Annotated in this window: 15 protein-coding genes; 9 read left to right on the top strand and 6 right to left on the bottom strand. The window is 59.7% G+C overall.

Annotated elements, in window-relative coordinates:
- Positions 1-13 precede the first annotated feature (13 nt).
- The 3 genes from F8N62_RS25215 to F8N62_RS25205 all read right to left on the bottom strand — a co-directional run bounded on the left by F8N62_RS25215 (position 14) and on the right by F8N62_RS25205 (position 4,401).
- Complete coding sequence (locus F8N62_RS25215) at positions 14-1,312, bottom strand: NAD(P)/FAD-dependent oxidoreductase (protein ID WP_191632439.1); 1,299 nt, start codon at positions 1,310-1,312, stop codon at positions 14-16.
- Positions 1,313-1,364: 52 nt separating this feature from the next.
- On the bottom strand, positions 1,365-2,855 hold the full coding sequence (locus tag F8N62_RS25210) for an aldehyde dehydrogenase (protein WP_150713217.1): 1,491 nt from the start codon (positions 2,853-2,855) through the stop codon (positions 1,365-1,367).
- A gap of 169 nt (positions 2,856-3,024) precedes the next feature.
- The gene (locus F8N62_RS25205) at positions 3,025-4,401 is read right to left on the bottom strand and encodes a glutamine synthetase family protein (protein ID WP_150713216.1); all 1,377 of its coding nucleotides are present in this window, start codon (positions 4,399-4,401) and stop codon (positions 3,025-3,027) included.
- A gap of 280 nt (positions 4,402-4,681) precedes the next feature.
- Here F8N62_RS25205 and F8N62_RS25200 point away from each other — a divergent pair, with 280 nt between their 5' ends.
- From F8N62_RS25200 to F8N62_RS25180, 5 genes are all read left to right on the top strand, one after another.
- On the top strand, positions 4,682-5,443 hold the full coding sequence (locus F8N62_RS25200; protein WP_150713215.1) for a gamma-glutamyl-gamma-aminobutyrate hydrolase family protein: 762 nt from the start codon (positions 4,682-4,684) through the stop codon (positions 5,441-5,443).
- Between the two features lie 350 nt (positions 5,444-5,793).
- On the top strand, positions 5,794-6,936 hold the full coding sequence (locus F8N62_RS25195; protein ID WP_150713214.1) for an ABC transporter ATP-binding protein: 1,143 nt from the start codon (positions 5,794-5,796) through the stop codon (positions 6,934-6,936).
- A gap of 29 nt (positions 6,937-6,965) precedes the next feature.
- Positions 6,966-7,847: an ABC transporter permease subunit gene (locus tag F8N62_RS25190; protein WP_191632442.1), complete on the top strand. Its 882-nt coding sequence runs from the start codon at positions 6,966-6,968 to the stop codon at positions 7,845-7,847.
- The gene (locus tag F8N62_RS25185) at positions 7,844-8,728 is read left to right on the top strand and encodes an ABC transporter permease subunit (protein ID WP_150713212.1); all 885 of its coding nucleotides are present in this window, start codon (positions 7,844-7,846) and stop codon (positions 8,726-8,728) included. Before F8N62_RS25190 ends, F8N62_RS25185 begins: the two co-directional genes overlap by 4 nt.
- 184 nt (positions 8,729-8,912) lie before the next feature.
- Positions 8,913-10,010, top strand: a complete 1,098-nt coding sequence (locus F8N62_RS25180) for a polyamine ABC transporter substrate-binding protein (RefSeq protein WP_150713211.1) — start codon at positions 8,913-8,915, stop codon at positions 10,008-10,010.
- A 67-nt stretch (positions 10,011-10,077) separates the two neighbouring features.
- Here F8N62_RS25180 and F8N62_RS25175 read toward each other — a convergent pair whose 3' ends face one another.
- Positions 10,078-10,977 carry a LysR family transcriptional regulator gene (locus tag F8N62_RS25175; protein ID WP_150713210.1) on the bottom strand — a complete coding sequence of 300 codons (900 nt, stop codon included), beginning with the start codon at positions 10,975-10,977 and terminating at the stop codon, positions 10,078-10,080.
- Positions 10,978-11,235: 258 nt separating this feature from the next.
- Here F8N62_RS25175 and F8N62_RS25170 point away from each other — a divergent pair, with 258 nt between their 5' ends.
- From F8N62_RS25170 to F8N62_RS25160, 3 genes are read left to right on the top strand one after another with little or no spacing between them, the layout of a single operon-like run.
- Complete coding sequence (locus tag F8N62_RS25170; protein ID WP_045060543.1) at positions 11,236-11,934, top strand: CoA transferase subunit A; 699 nt, start codon at positions 11,236-11,238, stop codon at positions 11,932-11,934.
- A 36-nt stretch (positions 11,935-11,970) separates the two neighbouring features.
- Positions 11,971-12,636 (top strand): CoA transferase subunit B, encoded by a 666-nt coding sequence (locus F8N62_RS25165; RefSeq protein WP_045060542.1) that lies wholly within the window; start codon positions 11,971-11,973, stop codon positions 12,634-12,636.
- Positions 12,637-12,647: 11 nt separating this feature from the next.
- Entirely contained in the window at positions 12,648-13,829 is a 1,182-nt protein-coding gene (locus tag F8N62_RS25160) for an acetyl-CoA C-acetyltransferase (RefSeq protein WP_150713209.1), read from the top strand.
- Between the two features lie 231 nt (positions 13,830-14,060).
- Here F8N62_RS25160 and F8N62_RS25155 read toward each other — a convergent pair whose 3' ends face one another.
- Positions 14,061-14,663 carry an NADPH-dependent F420 reductase gene (locus F8N62_RS25155; protein ID WP_150713208.1) on the bottom strand — a complete coding sequence of 201 codons (603 nt, stop codon included), beginning with the start codon at positions 14,661-14,663 and terminating at the stop codon, positions 14,061-14,063.
- 111 nt (positions 14,664-14,774) lie between these two features.
- Between F8N62_RS25155 and F8N62_RS25150 the strand changes: the two genes are divergently transcribed.
- Entirely contained in the window at positions 14,775-15,668 is an 894-nt protein-coding gene (locus F8N62_RS25150; RefSeq protein WP_150713207.1) for a LysR family transcriptional regulator, read from the top strand.
- A gap of 172 nt (positions 15,669-15,840) precedes the next feature.
- Here F8N62_RS25150 and F8N62_RS25145 read toward each other — a convergent pair whose 3' ends face one another.
- On the bottom strand, positions 15,841-16,374 hold the full coding sequence (locus F8N62_RS25145) for a chalcone isomerase family protein (RefSeq protein WP_150713206.1): 534 nt from the start codon (positions 16,372-16,374) through the stop codon (positions 15,841-15,843).
- Positions 16,375-16,471: the final 97 nt, after the last annotated feature.

Here is a 16,471-nt window from a genome sequence, read left to right as displayed (position 1 = left end):
GATTGCATTGGACTCAGATGCCGAACCGGTCACGCAGCGCGTAGTACGCCGCACCCATGGCGGTGAGCGGGGCCTGGAAGGTGCGGCCGCCGAGCATCGGCATGTGCGGCAAGGAGGCGAAGGCGTCGAAACGCTCGGCGTCGCCGCGGATCATTTCCGAGATCAGTTTGCCGGCCAGGTGCGAGCAGGTAACGCCGTGACCGCTGTAGCCTTGCATGTAGTAGGCGTTTTTCTCGATACGACCGAATTGCGGCATGCGTGACATGGTCAGCAGGAAGTTGCCGGTCCAGCGGTAGTCGATCTTCACGTCCTTCAGTTGCGGGAAGGTCTTGAGGATTTTCGGTTTGATCAGCTGCTCGATGTCGTCGGGTTCACGCGCACCGTAGACCACGCCGCCACCATAAAGCAGGCGGTTGTCGGCGGTGAGGCGGTAATAGTCGAGCAGATAATTGCAGTCTTCGACGCAATAGTTGTTTTTGATCAGACTGCGCGCCACCTGCTCGGACAACGGCTCGGTGACGACGATTTGCGAGCCGCACGGCATGCTTTTGCTGGTCACGCGGTTGTCGAGGCCCTGCGGCAAGTAGGCGTTGCCGGCGATCAGCAAGTACTTGGCGCGGACCACACCTTTGGCGGTGCGCACGGTGATCGGCTCGCCGTAGGTGATTTCCACCGCCGCCGATTGTTCGTAGATTTTCCCGCCGAGGCCGATGATCGCCGAGGCTTCACCGAGGGCCAGGTTCAGCGGATGAATGTGGCCACCCTGCATGTCGAGCAGGCCGCCGACGTAGTTGTCGCACCCGACTTCGCGCTTGATCTCGGCGGCGTCGAGCATCTTCAGGTTCTTGTTGCCGTAACGTTCCCAGCTGCTTTTCTGCTCGGCCAGGCCTTTGAGCTGCTTTTTGTTCAGCGCAGCAAAAATCCCGCCCGGCTTGTAATCGCACTGGATGTCGTAGTGTTGTATGCGCTGACGAATGATGTCGGCGCCTTCGAAAATCATGCTGCCGAGCACTTCAGCGGTCTTGTCGCCGTAGCGCTCTTCGATGACATCGACGTCCCGACTGTAGGAGTTGACCAGTTGACCGCCGTTGCGACCGCTGGCGCCGAACCCGACTTTGGCGGCTTCGAGCACGGTCACGCTGTAACCGGCTTCGGCGAGGAACAGCGCCGAGGACAAACCGGTGTAGCCGGCGCCGATCACGCAGACGTCGCAGTCCACCGCTTGTTCCAGCACCGGAAAGTCGCCGGTAAAGTTGCGGGTGGCGGCGTAGTAGCTGTTTACATGCTGTTGTTCAATAGAGCCTTGTTTCATAGGTTTCTCCGAGGGTCACCGACACTCGCCGGCAACCGTCGTTGTAGAAGTATTAGAGCTTGATCCAGGTCGCTTTGAGTTCGGTGTATTTGTCGAACGCGTGCAGCGATTTGTCCCGACCGTTACCCGACTGCTTGTACCCGCCGAACGGTGCGGTCATGTCGCCGCCGTCGTACTGGTTGACCCAGACGCTGCCGGCGCGCAAGCCGCGAGCGAAGGTGTGGGCCTTGCTCAGGTTGCTGGTCCAGACGCCCGCGGCGAGGCCGAAGATGCTGTCGTTGGCGATGGCCAGGGCTTCTTCAGCGGAGTCGAAGGTGATCAGCGACAGCACCGGGCCGAAGATTTCTTCACGGGCGATGGTCATGGCGTTGGTCACGCCGTCGAAAATCGCCGGCTCCACGTACAGGCCGCCGGTGGCTTCGAGGGTGCGACTGCCGCCCGCGATCAGTTGCGCGCCCTGGTCTTTGCCGATCTGGATGTAGCGCAACACGTTGTCCAGTTGACGCTGATCGACGACCGCGCCAACGGTGGTTTGCGGGTCCAGCGCGTGCCCCGGTTTCCACGCTTGCAGCGCTTCCACCAGCAGCGGAATGAATTGCTCGCGAATCGAGCGCTCCACCAGCAATCGCGAGCCCGCGGTGCAGACTTCGCCCTGATTGAAAGCAATGCCGCTGGCCGCCGCTTGGGCTGCCGCGCGTAAATCCGGCGCGTCGGCGAACACCACGTTCGGGCTCTTGCCACCGGCTTCGAGCCACACGCGCTTCATGTTGCTCTGGCCCGAGTAGATCAGCAGTTGCTTGGCAATCGCGGTCGAACCGGTGAAGGCCAGCACGTCGACGTCCATGTGCAACGCCAGCGCCTTGCCGACGGTGTGGCCATAGCCCGGCAGGACGTTGAACACGCCTTTCGGAATGCCGGCGTCCAGCGCCAATTGCGCGATGCGGATCGCGGTCAGTGGCGACTTTTCCGAAGGCTTGAGGATGAACGAGTTGCCCGCCGCCAGGGCCGGGGCGAACTTCCAGCTGGCCATGATCAACGGGAAGTTCCACGGCACGATGGCGGCGACCACGCCCGCAGGCTCACGGGTGATCAGGCCGAGTTGGTCGTGAGGGGTGGCAGCAACTTCGTCGTAGATCTTGTCGATGGCTTCGGCGCTCCAGCGGATCGCGTTGGCGGTCGCCGGGATGTCGATGTTCATCGAATCGTTGATCGGCTTGCCCATGTCGAGGGTTTCGAGCAGGGCCAGTTCTTCCTGGTTGGCGAGGATCAGGTCGGCGAAGCGAATCAGGATGCGCTTGCGCTCGGCCGGAGCGAGGCTGGCCCAGATCCCGGATTCGAAGGTGCGCCGCGCTACGGCCACGGCGGCGTTGGCGTCGGCTTCATCGGTGCTGGCGACATTGGCCAGGAAGCGGCCGTCGACCGGGCTGATGCATTCGAAGGTGTCACCGCTGAGCGCATCGCGGTATTCACCGTCGATGAAGGCGCGGCTTTCGATGGTGAGTGACTGGAAGCGTTGTTCCCAGTCGCTGCGAGTGTTTGGCATGGTTGTGACTCGACGCAGAGGAATGAGTGATCGTCTGGCCGGTGCCCCGTAGGAGCTGCCGAAGGCTGCGATCTTTTGATTTTGCTTTTAAGATCAAGAGCAAAAGATCGCAGCCTTCGGCAGCTCCTACGGGGCTAATGGCCTGTCGTAAGGGATGGGGCTGACCCAATCAAACGGTGTGCAAATACCAGTTGTACTCAAGGTCCGAGATGGAATTCTCGAACTCGGCCAGCTCGCTTTCCTTGCACGCCACGAACACGTCGATGTACAGCGGGTCGATGTACTTGGCCATGACTTCGCTGTCGTCCAGCTCGCGCAGTGCATCGCGCAGGTTGTTCGGCAAGCTCTGCTCATTCTGCTCGTAGCTGTTGCCTTCCACCGGGGCGCCCGGCTCGATCTGGTTGGTCAGGCCGTGGTGGATACCCGCCAGCACCGAGGCCATCAGCAAATACGGGTTGGCGTCGGCGCCAGCGACACGATGCTCGATGCGCACGGAGTCTGGCGAACCGGTCGGCACACGGACCGCGACGGTGCGGTTGTCGATGCCCCAGCTCGGCGAGTTCGGTACGTAGAACTGCGCGCCAAAACGGCGGTACGAGTTGACGTTCGGGCAGAGGAACGCCATCTGCGCAGGCAGGGTCTCGAGCACACCGCCGATCGCGTGTCGCAGCGCGGCGTTCTGCTCGGGATCCTCGCTGGCAAAGATGTTGTTGCCTTCTTTGTCGAGAATCGAAATGTGCACGTGCAAACCGTTGCCCGCCTGGCCCGGATACGGCTTGGCCATAAACGTGGTGTCCATCTCGTGGTCGTAGGCGATGTTCTTCACCAGACGCTTGAGCAACACCGCGTAGTCGCAGGCCTTTATAGGGTCGTTGACGTGATGCAGGTTGACTTCGAACTGCGCCGGGGCGCTTTCCTTGACGATGGCGTCGGCAGGAATGCCCTGCTCTTTCGCGCCTTCGAGGATGTCTTGCAGGCAATCGACGTATTCGTCGAGGTCGTCGATCAGGTACACCTGGGTCGACACCGGACGCTTGCCCGATACCGGCGAACGCGGCGACTGCGGGCGACCGTTCACGTTGTCCTGGTCGATCAGGTAGAACTCCAGTTCGAACGCGGCGCAGATGGTCAGGCCGAGATCGTCGAACTTGCGCACCACATCCGCCAGCACTTCCCGCGGATCGGCGAAGAACGCCTGGCCTTCCAGTTCGTGCATGGTCATCAACAGTTGCGCGGTTGGACGCTTCTGCCACGGCTCAATGCTCAGGGTGCCAGGGATAGGGAAGCAGATCCGGTCGGAGTCGCCGATGTCCAGACCCAGGCCGGTGCTTTCCACCGTGGAGCCGTTGATGTCCAGAGCAAACAGGGAGGCCGGGAGGTTGATGCCTTTTTCGTAAACCTTATGAAGACTGGTGCGCTCGATGCGCTTGCCGCGCACCACACCGTTCATATCCGCAATCAGAAGGTCGACGTACAAAACCTCAGGATATTTCTTAAGGAATGCGTTTGCTTCGTTGAGTTGAACGGTACGCAGAGGGACCGACATTTTGCACCTATTAGCTGTTAATTATTATGTTCACTACGGCGGAACGAGCCCAGTCAACCCGAACGGCAAAGTGAAGTCAATAGCGAACAGCTGGGCTCTTACCCTTTATTTATGGGGCATTTTTGGGCACGAGAGTGCCACATAGGTCCTCAAAACCGCGGATAGACTGGCGATCGGACGTGCGGCGTTTAGAATTTTTTACATGAGAGTTGTTAATTAAAATCAACAAAGCTAAGCTGCGGAAAAGCTCGTTCAAGTGTGAAACTTCGAGGTGATAAAAATGGCATTCAAGCCATTGATCGGCGTTACAGCGTGCGTCAAACAGATCGGCCTGCACCCCTACCACATCAGCGGCGACAAGTACTTGCGTGCTGTCAGCGTCGCGGCTTTGGGGTTGCCCGTGGTCATTCCTTCTCTGGGCGAACTGACCGACATCGGGGAGGTGCTCGCGCATCTCGACGGTCTGTTGCTGACCGGCTCGCCGTCGAATGTGGAACCCTTCCACTACCAAGGCCCGGCCAGCGCTCCCGGCACGGATCACGATCCGGCGCGGGACGCCACCACCCTTCCTTTATTGCGTGCAGCCATTGCGGCGGGCGTTCCGGTACTCGGCATCTGCCGGGGCTTTCAGGAAATGAACGTGGCATTCGGCGGCAGCCTGCATCAGAAGGTGCATGAACTGCCGGGCATGCTCGATCACCGTGAAGCGGACAGCCCCGAGCTGGCGGTGCAATACGCTCCGGCGCATGCGGTGACGGTGCAGCCGGGTGGCGTGTTCGAAGCGCTGGAGTTGCCGGCCGAGTTCAGGGTCAATTCGATTCATAGCCAAGGCATTGATCGCTTGGCGTCCGGCCTGCGCGTCGAGGCGATAGCGCCGGACGGTTTGATCGAAGCGATTTCGGTGGAGCACAGCCCGGCCTTCGCCGTCGGCGTGCAATGGCATCCGGAATGGCAGGTGCTTTCGAATCCTCCTTATTTGAGTATTTTCCAGGCGTTTGGCGATGCCTGCCGGCGACGGGCCGCGCTGCGAAAAACGCGCTGACTTAAACCGTTTTTTTACTACCCCCGCGAGTCTGGCGGGTGCGCCTTTGCGCATCCGTGATTCGCGACAGCGACACACTGCAATAACAACAAGTACGACCCAGGCAGCCAGGACGGCGGCGCCGACCAGGCCCGAGTGGAAGTTACCTGCAACTCACGCGCAATACCCGGTAGGAGCTGCCGAAGGCTGCGATCTTTTGACCTTGATAGCCACATCAAAAGATCGCAGCCTTCGGCAGCTCCTACAGGGGGTAGCGTTTCAGTGGGCAGGCGGCGCACACCCAGGGCTTGCAATCCACTCTTAAGTCAGGCCGCGTTGGCCCGACGACTGAAACCTGTTGGGAGTTTCACATGGCAAATGCCTCCAGCATTCACAGGAAGGCTCTTGAAGGTCACCCGTCACCGAAAAAGGTGCTGGTGAAAATCGACCGCGTCACCAAGAAGTTCGACGAAACCTGCGCAGTGGACGATGTCTCGCTTGAGATTCATCAAGGGGAAATCTTCGCCCTGCTCGGCGGTTCCGGTTCCGGAAAATCGACGCTGCTGCGCATGCTCGCCGGCTTCGAGCGCCCGACCGAGGGACGCATTCTGCTCGACGGCGTGGACATCACCGACATGCCGCCGTACGAACGACCGATCAATATGATGTTCCAGTCGTACGCCCTGTTCCCGCACATGACCGTGGCGCAGAACATCGCCTTCGGCCTCAAGCAGGATCGGTTGTCCGCCAGCGAAATCGACGCCCGTGTCGAAGAGATGCTGCGCCTGGTGCACATGACCCAATACGCCAAACGCAAACCCCATCAACTGTCTGGCGGTCAGCGTCAGCGTGTGGCCCTCGCCCGTTCCCTGGCCAAGCGTCCGAAGCTGTTGCTGCTCGACGAGCCGATGGGCGCACTGGATAAAAAGCTGCGTTCGCAGATGCAGCTGGAACTGGTGGAAATCATTGAGCGCGTCGGCGTGACCTGCGTGATGGTGACCCACGATCAGGAAGAGGCCATGACCATGGCCCAGCGTATCGCAATCATGCACCTGGGCTGGATCGCGCAAATCGGCAGCCCGGTCGACATCTATGAAGCGCCGGTCAGCCGCATGGTCTGCGAATTCATCGGCAACGTGAACGCCTTCGACGGCACCGTGGTGGAAGACCTCGAAGGTCACGCGATCATCCACAGCAAGGACCTGGAGCAGAAAATCTACGTCGGTCACGGCGTCAGCACCTCGGTGCAGGACAAGTCGATCACCTACGCGATCCGCCCGGAAAAAATGCTGGTCAGCACCACCCAACCGGAGTTCCGCTACAACTGGTCCGAAGGCAAGGTGCATGACATCGCCTACCTCGGCGGGCACTCAGTGTTCTACGTCGAATTGCCGAGCGGCAAAATCGTCCAGTCGTTCATGGCCAACGCCGAACGCCGTGGCGCACGACCGACCTGGGACGACAAGGTCTATGTGTGGTGGGAAGACGACAGCGGCGTGGTACTGCGCTCATGAAAACCCTCAATCAGCAGTTCATGCGGCTGATGCCGAGTGGTCGAAAGCTCGTCATCGGGATTCCTTTCCTGTGGCTGTGCCTGTTTTTCCTGTTGCCGTTCTTCCTGGTGATGAAGATCAGCTTCTCGGAAGCGGCGCTGGCCATTCCTCCCTATTCCGAGATCTACACCTTCGCCGAACAGAAATTCCAGCTGTTCCTCAACGTCGGCAACTACCTGTTGCTGACGGAGGACGAGCTGTACCTGTCGGCTTACTTCGGCTCGTTGAAGGTCGCGTTTTTCAGCACGCTGATGTGCCTGGCGCTTGGCTTTCCGATGGCTTATGCGATCACCAAGGCGAGCAAAGAAGCGCAGAACGTCTTGCTGCTGTTGATCATGATGCCAACCTGGACCGCGATCCTGATCCGTGTTTATGCGTGGATGGGCATCCTCAGCAACAACGGTTTACTCAACGGTTTTTTGATGTGGACCGGCCTCACCGATCATCCGATCGAGATCCTCAACACCAACATTGCCGTCTACATCGGGGTGGTATACGCCTACCTGCCGTTCATGGTGTTGCCGCTCTATGCCAACCTGGTCAAGCACGATCATAGCCTGCTGGAAGCCGCTTCTGATCTGGGCTCGAGCAACTTCAACAACTTCTGGAAAATCACTGTGCCGCTGGCCAAGAACGGCATCATCGCCGGTTGCATGCTGGTGTTCATTCCGGTGGTCGGCGAGTTTGTGATTCCGGAACTGTTGGGCGGCCCGGAAACCCTGATGATCGGCCGTGTGTTGTGGCAAGAGTTCTTCAACAACCGCGACTGGCCGGTGGCGTCTGCCCTGGCGGTGGTGATGCTGTTGATCCTGATTGTGCCAATTCTGCTGTTCAACCGCAGCCAGGCCAAAGAGATGGAGGCACGGGGATGAAACGTTTCGGTTTTTCAAAATTGATGCTGGTGTTCGGCCTGTCGTTTATCTACCTGCCGATGCTGATCCTGGTGATCTACTCGTTCAACGCCTCGAAACTGGTGACGGTGTGGGGTGGCTGGTCGCTCAAGTGGTACGCCGGTTTGCTCGACAACACGCAACTGATGGGCTCGGTGCTGCGCTCGCTGGAAATCGCCTGCTACACCGCGATTGCCGCGGTGGCGCTGGGGACGCTGGCGGCGTTTGTGTTGACCCGCGTCACGCGTTTCAAGGGCCGTACGCTGTTCGGGGGTCTGGTGACCGCGCCGTTGGTGATGCCGGAAGTGATTACCGGCCTGTCGCTGTTACTGCTGTTCGTGGCGATGGCGCAGTTGATTGGCTGGCCGATGGAGCGTGGCATCGTCACCATCTGGATCGCCCACACGACGTTTTGCGCCGCTTATGTGGCGGTGGTAGTGTCCGCGCGGTTGCGCGAGCTGGACCTGTCCATCGAAGAAGCGGCGATGGACCTTGGGGCCAAACCGTTCAAGGTGTTTTTCCTGATCACCATTCCGATGATCGCGCCGTCACTGGCGGCCGGCGGCATGATGTCGTTTGCCCTGTCGCTTGACGATCTGGTGCTGGCGAGTTTCGTTTCCGGGCCGGGTTCGACGACCTTGCCGATGGAAGTGTTTTCGGCGGTGCGTCTGGGTGTGAAGCCTGAGATCAACGCGGTGGCCAGTCTGATTCTGCTGGCTGTTTCGATGGTGACGTTCATGGTCTGGTACTTCAGCCGCCGCGCCGAAACCAGCCGCAAACGCGCCATCCAGGAAGCCATGGACCAGACCGCCAGCGAGTCCTGGCAACAACCGAAGAAGCAAATGGTAGAAGCGACCGTATAAGGCCGAGTTTTTTGTAGGAGCTGCCGCAGGCTGCGATCTTTTGATCTTGCTGCTAAAAAAATCAAAAGATCGCAGCCTCGTTTCACTCGGCAGCTCCTACAGATGATGGGTCTCTGCCTCGCCACAGGTTTTGTGTTCACTGCTTTGTGTGATTTTGAATAAAAAGAAAATTGGAGTTGTACCGATGAAAAAGTTTGGCAGGACTCTGCTGACACTGTCCTTATTAAGCGCGATCGCCACCGGCGCCCAGGCCAATGACAAGGTTCTGCGCGTCTACAACTGGTCGGACTACATTGCCCCGGACACCGTCAAGAAGTTCGAGGACGAGACCGGCATCCGCGTGACCTACGACGTGTTCGACAGCAACGAAACCCTCGAGGCGCGCCTGCTCGCGGGCAAATCCGGCTACGACATCGTGGTGCCTTCCAACAGTTTCCTGGCCAAGCAGATCAAGGCCGGCGTCTATCAGGAACTGGACAAATCGAAGCTGAGCAACTGGAAAAACCTCAACCCGGTGCTGCTGAAAAACGCCTCGGCCAGCGACCCGGATAACGCCCACGCCTTCCCGTACATGTGGGGCTCGATCGGCATCGGTTTCAACCCGGCCAAGGTCAAGGAAGTGCTCGGTGCGAACGCCCCGACTAACTCCTGGGATTTGCTGTTCAAGCCGGAAAACGCCGAGAAACTGAAAGCCTGCGGCATCAGTTTCCTCGATTCGCCGACCGAGATGCTGCCCGCCGCCCTCCACTATCTGGGTTACCCGGTGAACTCGCAGGACAAGGCGCAGATCGCCGAAGCCGAAGCGCTGTTCATGAAGATTCGGCCATCGGTGGCGTATTTCCATTCGTCGAAGTACATCTCCGACCTCGCCAACGGCAACATCTGCGTGGCGGTGGGTTATTCCGGCGACGTCCTGCAAGCCAAGGCCCGCGCCGAAGAAGCGGGCAACAAGGTGCAGATCGATTACAGCATTCCGAAAGAAGGCGCTGGCAGTTTCTACGACATGGTCGCGATCCCGCTGGACGCGACGAACGTGGAGAACGCTTACCTGTTCATGAACTTCCTGATGCGCCCGGACATCATTGCCGAAATCACCAACAACATCGGCTACAGCAACGCCAACGCAGCGGCGACGCCGTTGGTGGATGAGGCTATCCGCAATGACCCGGGGTCGTATCCGCCTCTGGCCGTGATGGCGACGTTGTATGCGATTCCGGACATGCCGATCGGGGTTCAGCGAGTGATGACGCGCGGCTGGACGCGGGTCAAGCTCGGGAAGTAAACAATCATGTAAACACCGCCGTTGATGTGGGCGCGGGCCATACCGCACCCACAGGCTGCCGGTGTGATCAACCGGACAGGCGCTCGCCGAGATTCTGTTCCTTGAGAATATCGAACAAGGCCTGCGCCGCCGCCGACAGCTCCACCCCGGGTTTGGTCAACACTCCAATCGCTCGCTCCACTACCGGATCGCGCAACGTAATGCACCGCGCGCCCAACTCGCGCATTTGCCCGACACACAACGCCGGCACTGCGCTCACACCCAACCCGCTCGCCACCATCCTGCCGACTGTCGCCAACTGGTGACTTTCAAACTCCACCGGCAATTTCATCCCTCGCGCCTGCAAGTGCTCTTCCAGCATCACCCGAACCGTGGAGGGTCGCTGCAAGGTGATAAAGGGTTGTTCAAGCAGCGTCTGCCAATCGATGTCCTGCCGCTCTGAAAAAGGCGAGTCAAACGGCACCACCGCGACAAACCGGTCCCTGTACAACGGCGTAAAGTGCAACGATGAGCTCTGCGTCGGTTCAAACGCCACGCCCAGTTCCACCTGCCGGTCCCGAACCATTTCCAGCACCTGCTCGTTGATCACGTCGTTTACCGTGACGTTGACTTTTGGATAGCGCGCGCGGAAGGTCTTGAGGATCGGCGGCAGCAGGTTGCCGGCAAACGACGGCATCGCCGCCAGCGTCACGCGACCGCGTTGCAGGGTGAAACGCTGGCGCAGTTCATCTTCGGCGTTGTCCCAGTCGGCGATCAGGCGACGGGCCAACGGCACCAGCGACTCACCTTCAGCGGTCAGCGCCACATTGCGCGTGTTGCGGGTAAACAGCCGTCCGCCCAAGCCCTCTTCCAGGGCCTTGATGGTCAGGCTCAGTGCCGATTGCGACAGGTGCAAGCGCTCGCAGGCCACGGCGAAACTCAAACTCTGGGCCACGGCCAGAAATGCGCGTATCTGCTTGACGGTCATCTACAGTCTCTCCGGAGTATTGTAGGAGCTGCCGAAGGCTGCGATCTTTTGATTTTGATTTTGATCTTGATCTTGATCTTGGTTGCCGAGATCAAAAGATCAAAAGATCAAAAGATCGCAGCCTTCGGCAGCTCCTACGGTTTGTTCAGTTTTATCTATCAATCAACCTTAAAAATCAACTTAACAAATCAATACACCGGCGAGACACTTCATCCCATACGGCTAGCCAGCCGCCCACAAAGAATAAAAGAGGTGCATATGGCAGGTTTCGACAAGCGCGTGAGTTCCTATGAAGAAGCCCTGGCAGGTCTCGAAGACGGCATGACTGTGATCGCTGGCGGCTTCGGTCTGTGCGGGATCCCGGAAAACCTCATCGCCGAAATCAAACGCAAAGGCACACGCGACCTTACCGTGGTTTCCAACAACTGCGGCGTTGATGGTTTCGGCCTCGGCGTGCTGCTGGAAGACCGGCAGATCAGCAAAGTAGTGGCTTCCTACGTCGGCGAGAACAAACTGTTCGAAGACCAACTGCTCAAAGGCGAAATCGAAGTCGTCCTGACCCCCCAGGGCACTCTGGCCGAAAAAATGCGCGCTGGCGGCGCGGGCATCCCGGCCTTCTTCACCGCCACCGGCGTGGGTACCCCGGTTGCCGATGGCAAGGAAGTGCGTGAATTTCACGGCCGCCAATACCTGATGGAAGAATCCATCACCGGTGACTTCGCCATCGTCAAAGGCTGGAAAGCCGACCATTTCGGCAACGTCATCTATCGCCACACCGCCCAGAACTTCAACCCGCTGGCCGCCACTGCCGGCAAGATCACCGTGGTCGAAGTCGAAGAAATCGTCGAACCCGGCGAGCTGGACCCGGCGCAGATCCACACCCCTGGCATCTACGTCGACCGGGTCATTTGCGGCACGTTCGAAAAGCGCATCGAACAGCGCACCGTGCGTAAGTGATCCCCTGCCCCCGGACCGAATGAAGGAATAACAACAATGGCACTTTCCCGCGAACAAATGGCTCAACGCGTCGCCCGCGAAATGCAGGACGGCTTTTACGTGAACTTGGGTATCGGCATTCCGACCCTGGTTGCCAACTACATTCCCGAAGGCATGGAAGTCATGCTGCAGTCGGAAAACGGCTTGCTCGGCATGGGCCCCTTTCCTACTGAAGAAACCATCGATGCCGACATGATCAACGCCGGCAAACAAACCGTGACCGCGCGTATCGGCGCTTCGATCTTTTCCTCGGCCGAGTCCTTTGCGATGATTCGCGGCGGTCATGTCGACCTGACCGTACTGGGCGCCTTTGAAGTCGATGTGCAAGGCAACATCGCTTCGTGGATGATTCCCGGCAAGCTGGTCAAGGGCATGGGCGGCGCCATGGACCTGGTGGCCGGTGCAGACAACATCATCGTCATCATGACCCACGCGTCCAAGGACGGAGAGTCCAAGCTCCTGGCCAAATGCAGCCTGCCGCTGACCGGCGCCGGGTGCATCAAGCGTGTGCTGACCGACCTGGCTTATCTTGAAATCGAGAACGGCGCGTTCATTCTCAAGGAACGCGCACCGGGCGTCAGCGTTGAAGAAATCGTTGCCAAGACCGCCGGCAAACTGATCGTGCCCGATCACGTTCCGGAAATGCAGTTCGCTGCCCAGTGAGGAATCATTCCATGCAAGAAGTCGTCATTGTCGCCGCCACCCGCACCGCCATCGGCAGTTTCCAGGGTGCGCTGGCCAATGTGTCCGCGGTTGATCTCGGTGCTGCGGTCATCCGCCAACTGCTGGCGCAAACCGGGCTCGACCCGGCGCAGGTCGATGAAGTGATCATGGGCCAGGTGTTGACCGCCGGCGCCGGGCAAAACCCTGCGCGCCAGTCTGCGATCAAGGCCGGCCTGCCGTTCACCGTGCCGGCCATGACCCTGAACAAGGTTTGCGGTTCGGGCCTCAAAGCCCTGCACCTGGCCACCCAGGCGATTCGCTGCGGCGACGCCGACGTGATCATTGCCGGCGGCCAGGAAAACATGAGCCTGTCCAATTACGTGATGCCGGGCGCGCGCACCGGTCTGCGCATGGGTCACGCCCAAATCGTCGACACCATGATCAGCGACGGCCTGTGGGATGCGTTCAACGATTACCACATGGGCATCACCGCCGAGAACCTCGCAGACAAGTACAACTTGACCCGCGAGCAACAAGACGCCTTCGCGGCGGCCTCACAGCAAAAAGCCACGGCCGCCATCGAAGCCGGGCGTTTTGCCGATGAGATCACGCCGATCCTGATCCCGCAGCGCAAGGGCGATCCGCTGTCCTTCGCCACCGATGAGCAGCCACGGGCGGGCACTACTGCCGAATCCCTGGGCAAACTGAAAGCCGCCTTCAAGAAGGACGGTTCGGTAACCGCCGGCAATGCCTCGTCGCTGAACGACGGCGCCGCCGCGGTGATTCTGATGAGCGCGGAAAAAGCCAAGTCCCTGGGTTTGCCCGTGCTGGCGAAAATCGCTGCGTACGCCAACGCGGGCGTCGACCCGGCGATCATGGGCATCGGCCCGGTGTCGGCGACTCGTCGCTGCCTGGACAAGGCCGGCTGGTCCATTGATCAACTTGACCTGATCGAAGCCAACGAAGCCTTCGCCGCGCAATCCCTGGCGGTGGCCAAGGACCTGGAATGGGACTTGAACAAGGTCAACGTCAACGGCGGCGCCATTGCCCTCGGCCATCCGATCGGTGCCTCGGGTTGCCGGGTGCTGGTGACGTTGCTACACGAAATGATCAAGCGCGACGCCAAAAAAGGCCTCGCCACCCTGTGCATCGGTGGCGGTCAGGGCGTGGCACTGGCAATCGAACGGGCTTAAAGCGTTCAACAGACTGCGCGGGGACCCACGAAGAGCCGCGCAGGCTGGCAACACCCCCGGTGTTCCTGAGTTGATAGATGCTTTGGTGGTGAGGGGATTTATCCCCGTTGGGTTGCGTAGCAACCCCAAAATATCGGCAAAAGTCGACGATTTCGGGAGCGCTTCGCACTCCAACGGGGATAAATCCCCTCGCCACAAAAGCTCTGTCGCCGCAGGTGCACCGGTTTTTTTTCAGCCGAACTTAACCAGGTTCAAGACCGGCAACGGTCCACCCGGAAACTGCGCCAACCGCGCGCCGACGCTCAACGCCCCCAGATCAACCCCGAAGAAGCCCAATCGCTCAATCAACGCGCCCACCTGAGCTTTCGCTTCGGCGTCATCGCCCGACAAAAACAATACCCGCCGACCGCCCTCCGCCGCCGGATCGCTGTCCAGCAAGCGCGCCACCAAATGATTGAACGCCTTCACCACTCGCGCACCCGGCACCCATTCGGCGAACACTTCGCTGGACATCCGCCCGCTCAGATCAACCGCTTTATACGATGGCGCCTCAATCGAATTGTTGGCGTCGATCACGACCCGCCCGGCAAAATCCGGCAAGCCGGCCAGCGCCGTTGGTAACTTCGACCAATTCACGGCGACCAGCACAATGGCTTGGGCGGCAGCCTCATCCCGAGTACCGGCGCGAGCCGTCGGCCCGAGTTCTTCCACTAAAGTAGCCAAGGTTTGCGGACCGCGGCTGTTGGCGATGACCAGCTCAATGCCTTGGCGCGAGAGGGCTCTGGCAAACGCTGCGCCGATGGCGCCGGCGCCGATAATTCCGATGGTGCTCATGTGTGTTCACTCCAGGGGTTGTCGTTGAAGTGAATGTTGCGCTTGTCATTACGTACTGATTAGACGGTAATGATTTGAATGTTTTTCAAGTATTGCTATCAGGTGCCCGCCATGGAAACCCTCGCAAATCTCGAATCCTTCGTGCGCAGCGCCGAAACCGGGAGCTTTTCCGCAGCGGCGCGGATGCTCGCCCTGACGCCCGCGGCGGTCAGTCGCAACGTGGCGATGCTTGAACGCAACATCGGCGTGCGACTGTTCCGGCGCTCGACCCGCCAGTTGTCGTTGACCGAGGCCGGTGAACGTTTCCTGGCCGGTATCGGCGGCCATCTGGGAGCGCTGCAGACGGCGATCAATGCGGTGACGACCGATCAGGGCGAACCGGCAGGTGTGCTCAAGGTGAGCCTGGCACCAACGTTTGGCATAGGCCATATCCTGCCGCTGCTGCCGGCTTTTCTGGCGCGTTACCCGTTGATCCGCCCGGAATGGCACTTCGAAAACCGCCCCGTGGACTTGATTGCCGAGGGCTATGATGCGGCGATTGGCGGTGGATTCGAGTTGACGCCGGGGGTCGTGTCGCGCACGTTGGCGGCGGCGCATGTGGTGCCCGTGGCCTCCCCGGCCTATCTGGCCGGACGGCTACTGCCCGACAGCCCGACGGACCTGGACCGCTTCAACGGCATCGCAATGCGCGGCAGCCGTACCGGTCGGATCCGTCAATGGGTGATGCAGGATGGCGCTGGCAACGAAGCGCCGGTGCGTCTTAATGAAAACATCATCCTGAATGACCCTGCGGCCATGCGCGAGGCAGCGATACTCGGGTTGGGGGTGGCGTTGTTGGTGTTGCCCGATGTACTGGCGAATATTCAGCGTGGGGAGCTGGTGCGATTGCTGCCGGACTGGTTTGCCGACGCGGGACCGATTTCCCTGTACTACCCGGGCCGCACGCTGATGCCAGCCAAGACCCGGGTGTTTATTGATTTTGTGGTTGGGGCGTTCCAGCCGTGAACCGTGTAATAGTTCATCGCGAGCAGGCTCGCCCCACCCTTGAAATGCGTTCCCCTCTGGGAGCGAGCCTGCTCGCGATGGACCCAAGAGCGGCGCGTTTACCCAGAAACCCCCCGTTATCGTTAACGCCCATCGCGAGTAAGCTTGCGCCTACAAAAACAGCCTGCAATCGTCAGGGTTTTGCGATGCCCAGTAATTGCTGACGCAACTCGGGATTACGCGTGCGCAGGTCGAGCCATATATCAAAAAAAGCCCGGGCGAATGCCGGGTCCCTGACCTCGTGCTGCAACTGCTGCCCAACAAAGAAACGAGCGCCCTGCCCCGGCAAGTAAACCCCGGTGATTCGAGTTCCGGCCTGTACATCGACGAAAGACTGCTGCATCTGCACCTTCCAGCGATCAAGCTGTTCGGCGCTGACCGAGGCGCCCGACAACCGCTTGATTTCATCGACACTGGCCTGCACCAGGTCATCCCGGGAAATACGGCGCTGGTAAATCAGTTCCAGGGCAAACGGCTGCCCCGGCGTCAGTGGCCGCGAAGCACTCCACAGCCGAGCGTTGTAGACATCGAACCCAAACACCTGAAACTCACCGGCGCCGATGATCTGCGCGCCGGGCAATGCCTCCTGCCAACTGGGAAAGGCCTGAGTCGCCAGTAATCCCAACAGCAACGCACTGTGATGCAAGCGCACTCGTGGTCTGTTCATGATATTCAGGCCAATGTGGGGATTTGCTAAAACTTATACGCTGAAAATCTATTTGTACAATTTTCAGCGAAGACCACTTTGTATACAAAACCGAGCA

This window comes from Pseudomonas fluorescens (assembly GCF_902497785.1).
GTDB lineage: Bacteria > Pseudomonadota > Gammaproteobacteria > Pseudomonadales > Pseudomonadaceae > Aquipseudomonas > Aquipseudomonas fluorescens_BO.
Note: the sequence above shows the minus strand (reverse complement) of the source record. Positions and strands in the feature narration are given on the sequence as shown.

Bases quoted from the DNA above. Each gene is read 5' to 3' on its own strand.
- F8N62_RS25175 (WP_150713210.1), bottom strand. From the start codon at position 10,977: ATGACCGTCAAGCAGATACGCGCATTTCTGGCCGTGGCCCAGAGTTTG.
- F8N62_RS25210 (WP_150713217.1), bottom strand. From the start codon at position 2,855: ATGCCAAACACTCGCAGCGACTGGGAACAACGCTTCCAGTCACTCACC.
- F8N62_RS25160 (WP_150713209.1), top strand. From the start codon at position 12,648: ATGCAAGAAGTCGTCATTGTCGCCGCCACCCGCACCGCCATCGGCAGT.
- F8N62_RS25190 (WP_191632442.1), top strand. From the start codon at position 6,966: ATGCCGAGTGGTCGAAAGCTCGTCATCGGGATTCCTTTCCTGTGGCTG.
- F8N62_RS25205 (WP_150713216.1), bottom strand. From the start codon at position 4,401: ATGTCGGTCCCTCTGCGTACCGTTCAACTCAACGAAGCAAACGCATTC.
- F8N62_RS25150 (WP_150713207.1), top strand. From the start codon at position 14,775: ATGGAAACCCTCGCAAATCTCGAATCCTTCGTGCGCAGCGCCGAAACC.
- F8N62_RS25200 (WP_150713215.1), top strand. From the start codon at position 4,682: ATGGCATTCAAGCCATTGATCGGCGTTACAGCGTGCGTCAAACAGATC.
- F8N62_RS25195 (WP_150713214.1), top strand. From the start codon at position 5,794: ATGGCAAATGCCTCCAGCATTCACAGGAAGGCTCTTGAAGGTCACCCG.
- F8N62_RS25165 (WP_045060542.1), top strand. From the start codon at position 11,971: ATGGCACTTTCCCGCGAACAAATGGCTCAACGCGTCGCCCGCGAAATG.
- F8N62_RS25215 (WP_191632439.1), bottom strand. From the start codon at position 1,312: ATGAAACAAGGCTCTATTGAACAACAGCATGTAAACAGCTACTACGCC.
- F8N62_RS25180 (WP_150713211.1), top strand. From the start codon at position 8,913: ATGAAAAAGTTTGGCAGGACTCTGCTGACACTGTCCTTATTAAGCGCG.
- F8N62_RS25145 (WP_150713206.1), bottom strand. From the start codon at position 16,374: ATGAACAGACCACGAGTGCGCTTGCATCACAGTGCGTTGCTGTTGGGA.
- F8N62_RS25155 (WP_150713208.1), bottom strand. From the start codon at position 14,663: ATGAGCACCATCGGAATTATCGGCGCCGGCGCCATCGGCGCAGCGTTT.
- F8N62_RS25170 (WP_045060543.1), top strand. From the start codon at position 11,236: ATGGCAGGTTTCGACAAGCGCGTGAGTTCCTATGAAGAAGCCCTGGCA.
- F8N62_RS25185 (WP_150713212.1), top strand. From the start codon at position 7,844: ATGAAACGTTTCGGTTTTTCAAAATTGATGCTGGTGTTCGGCCTGTCG.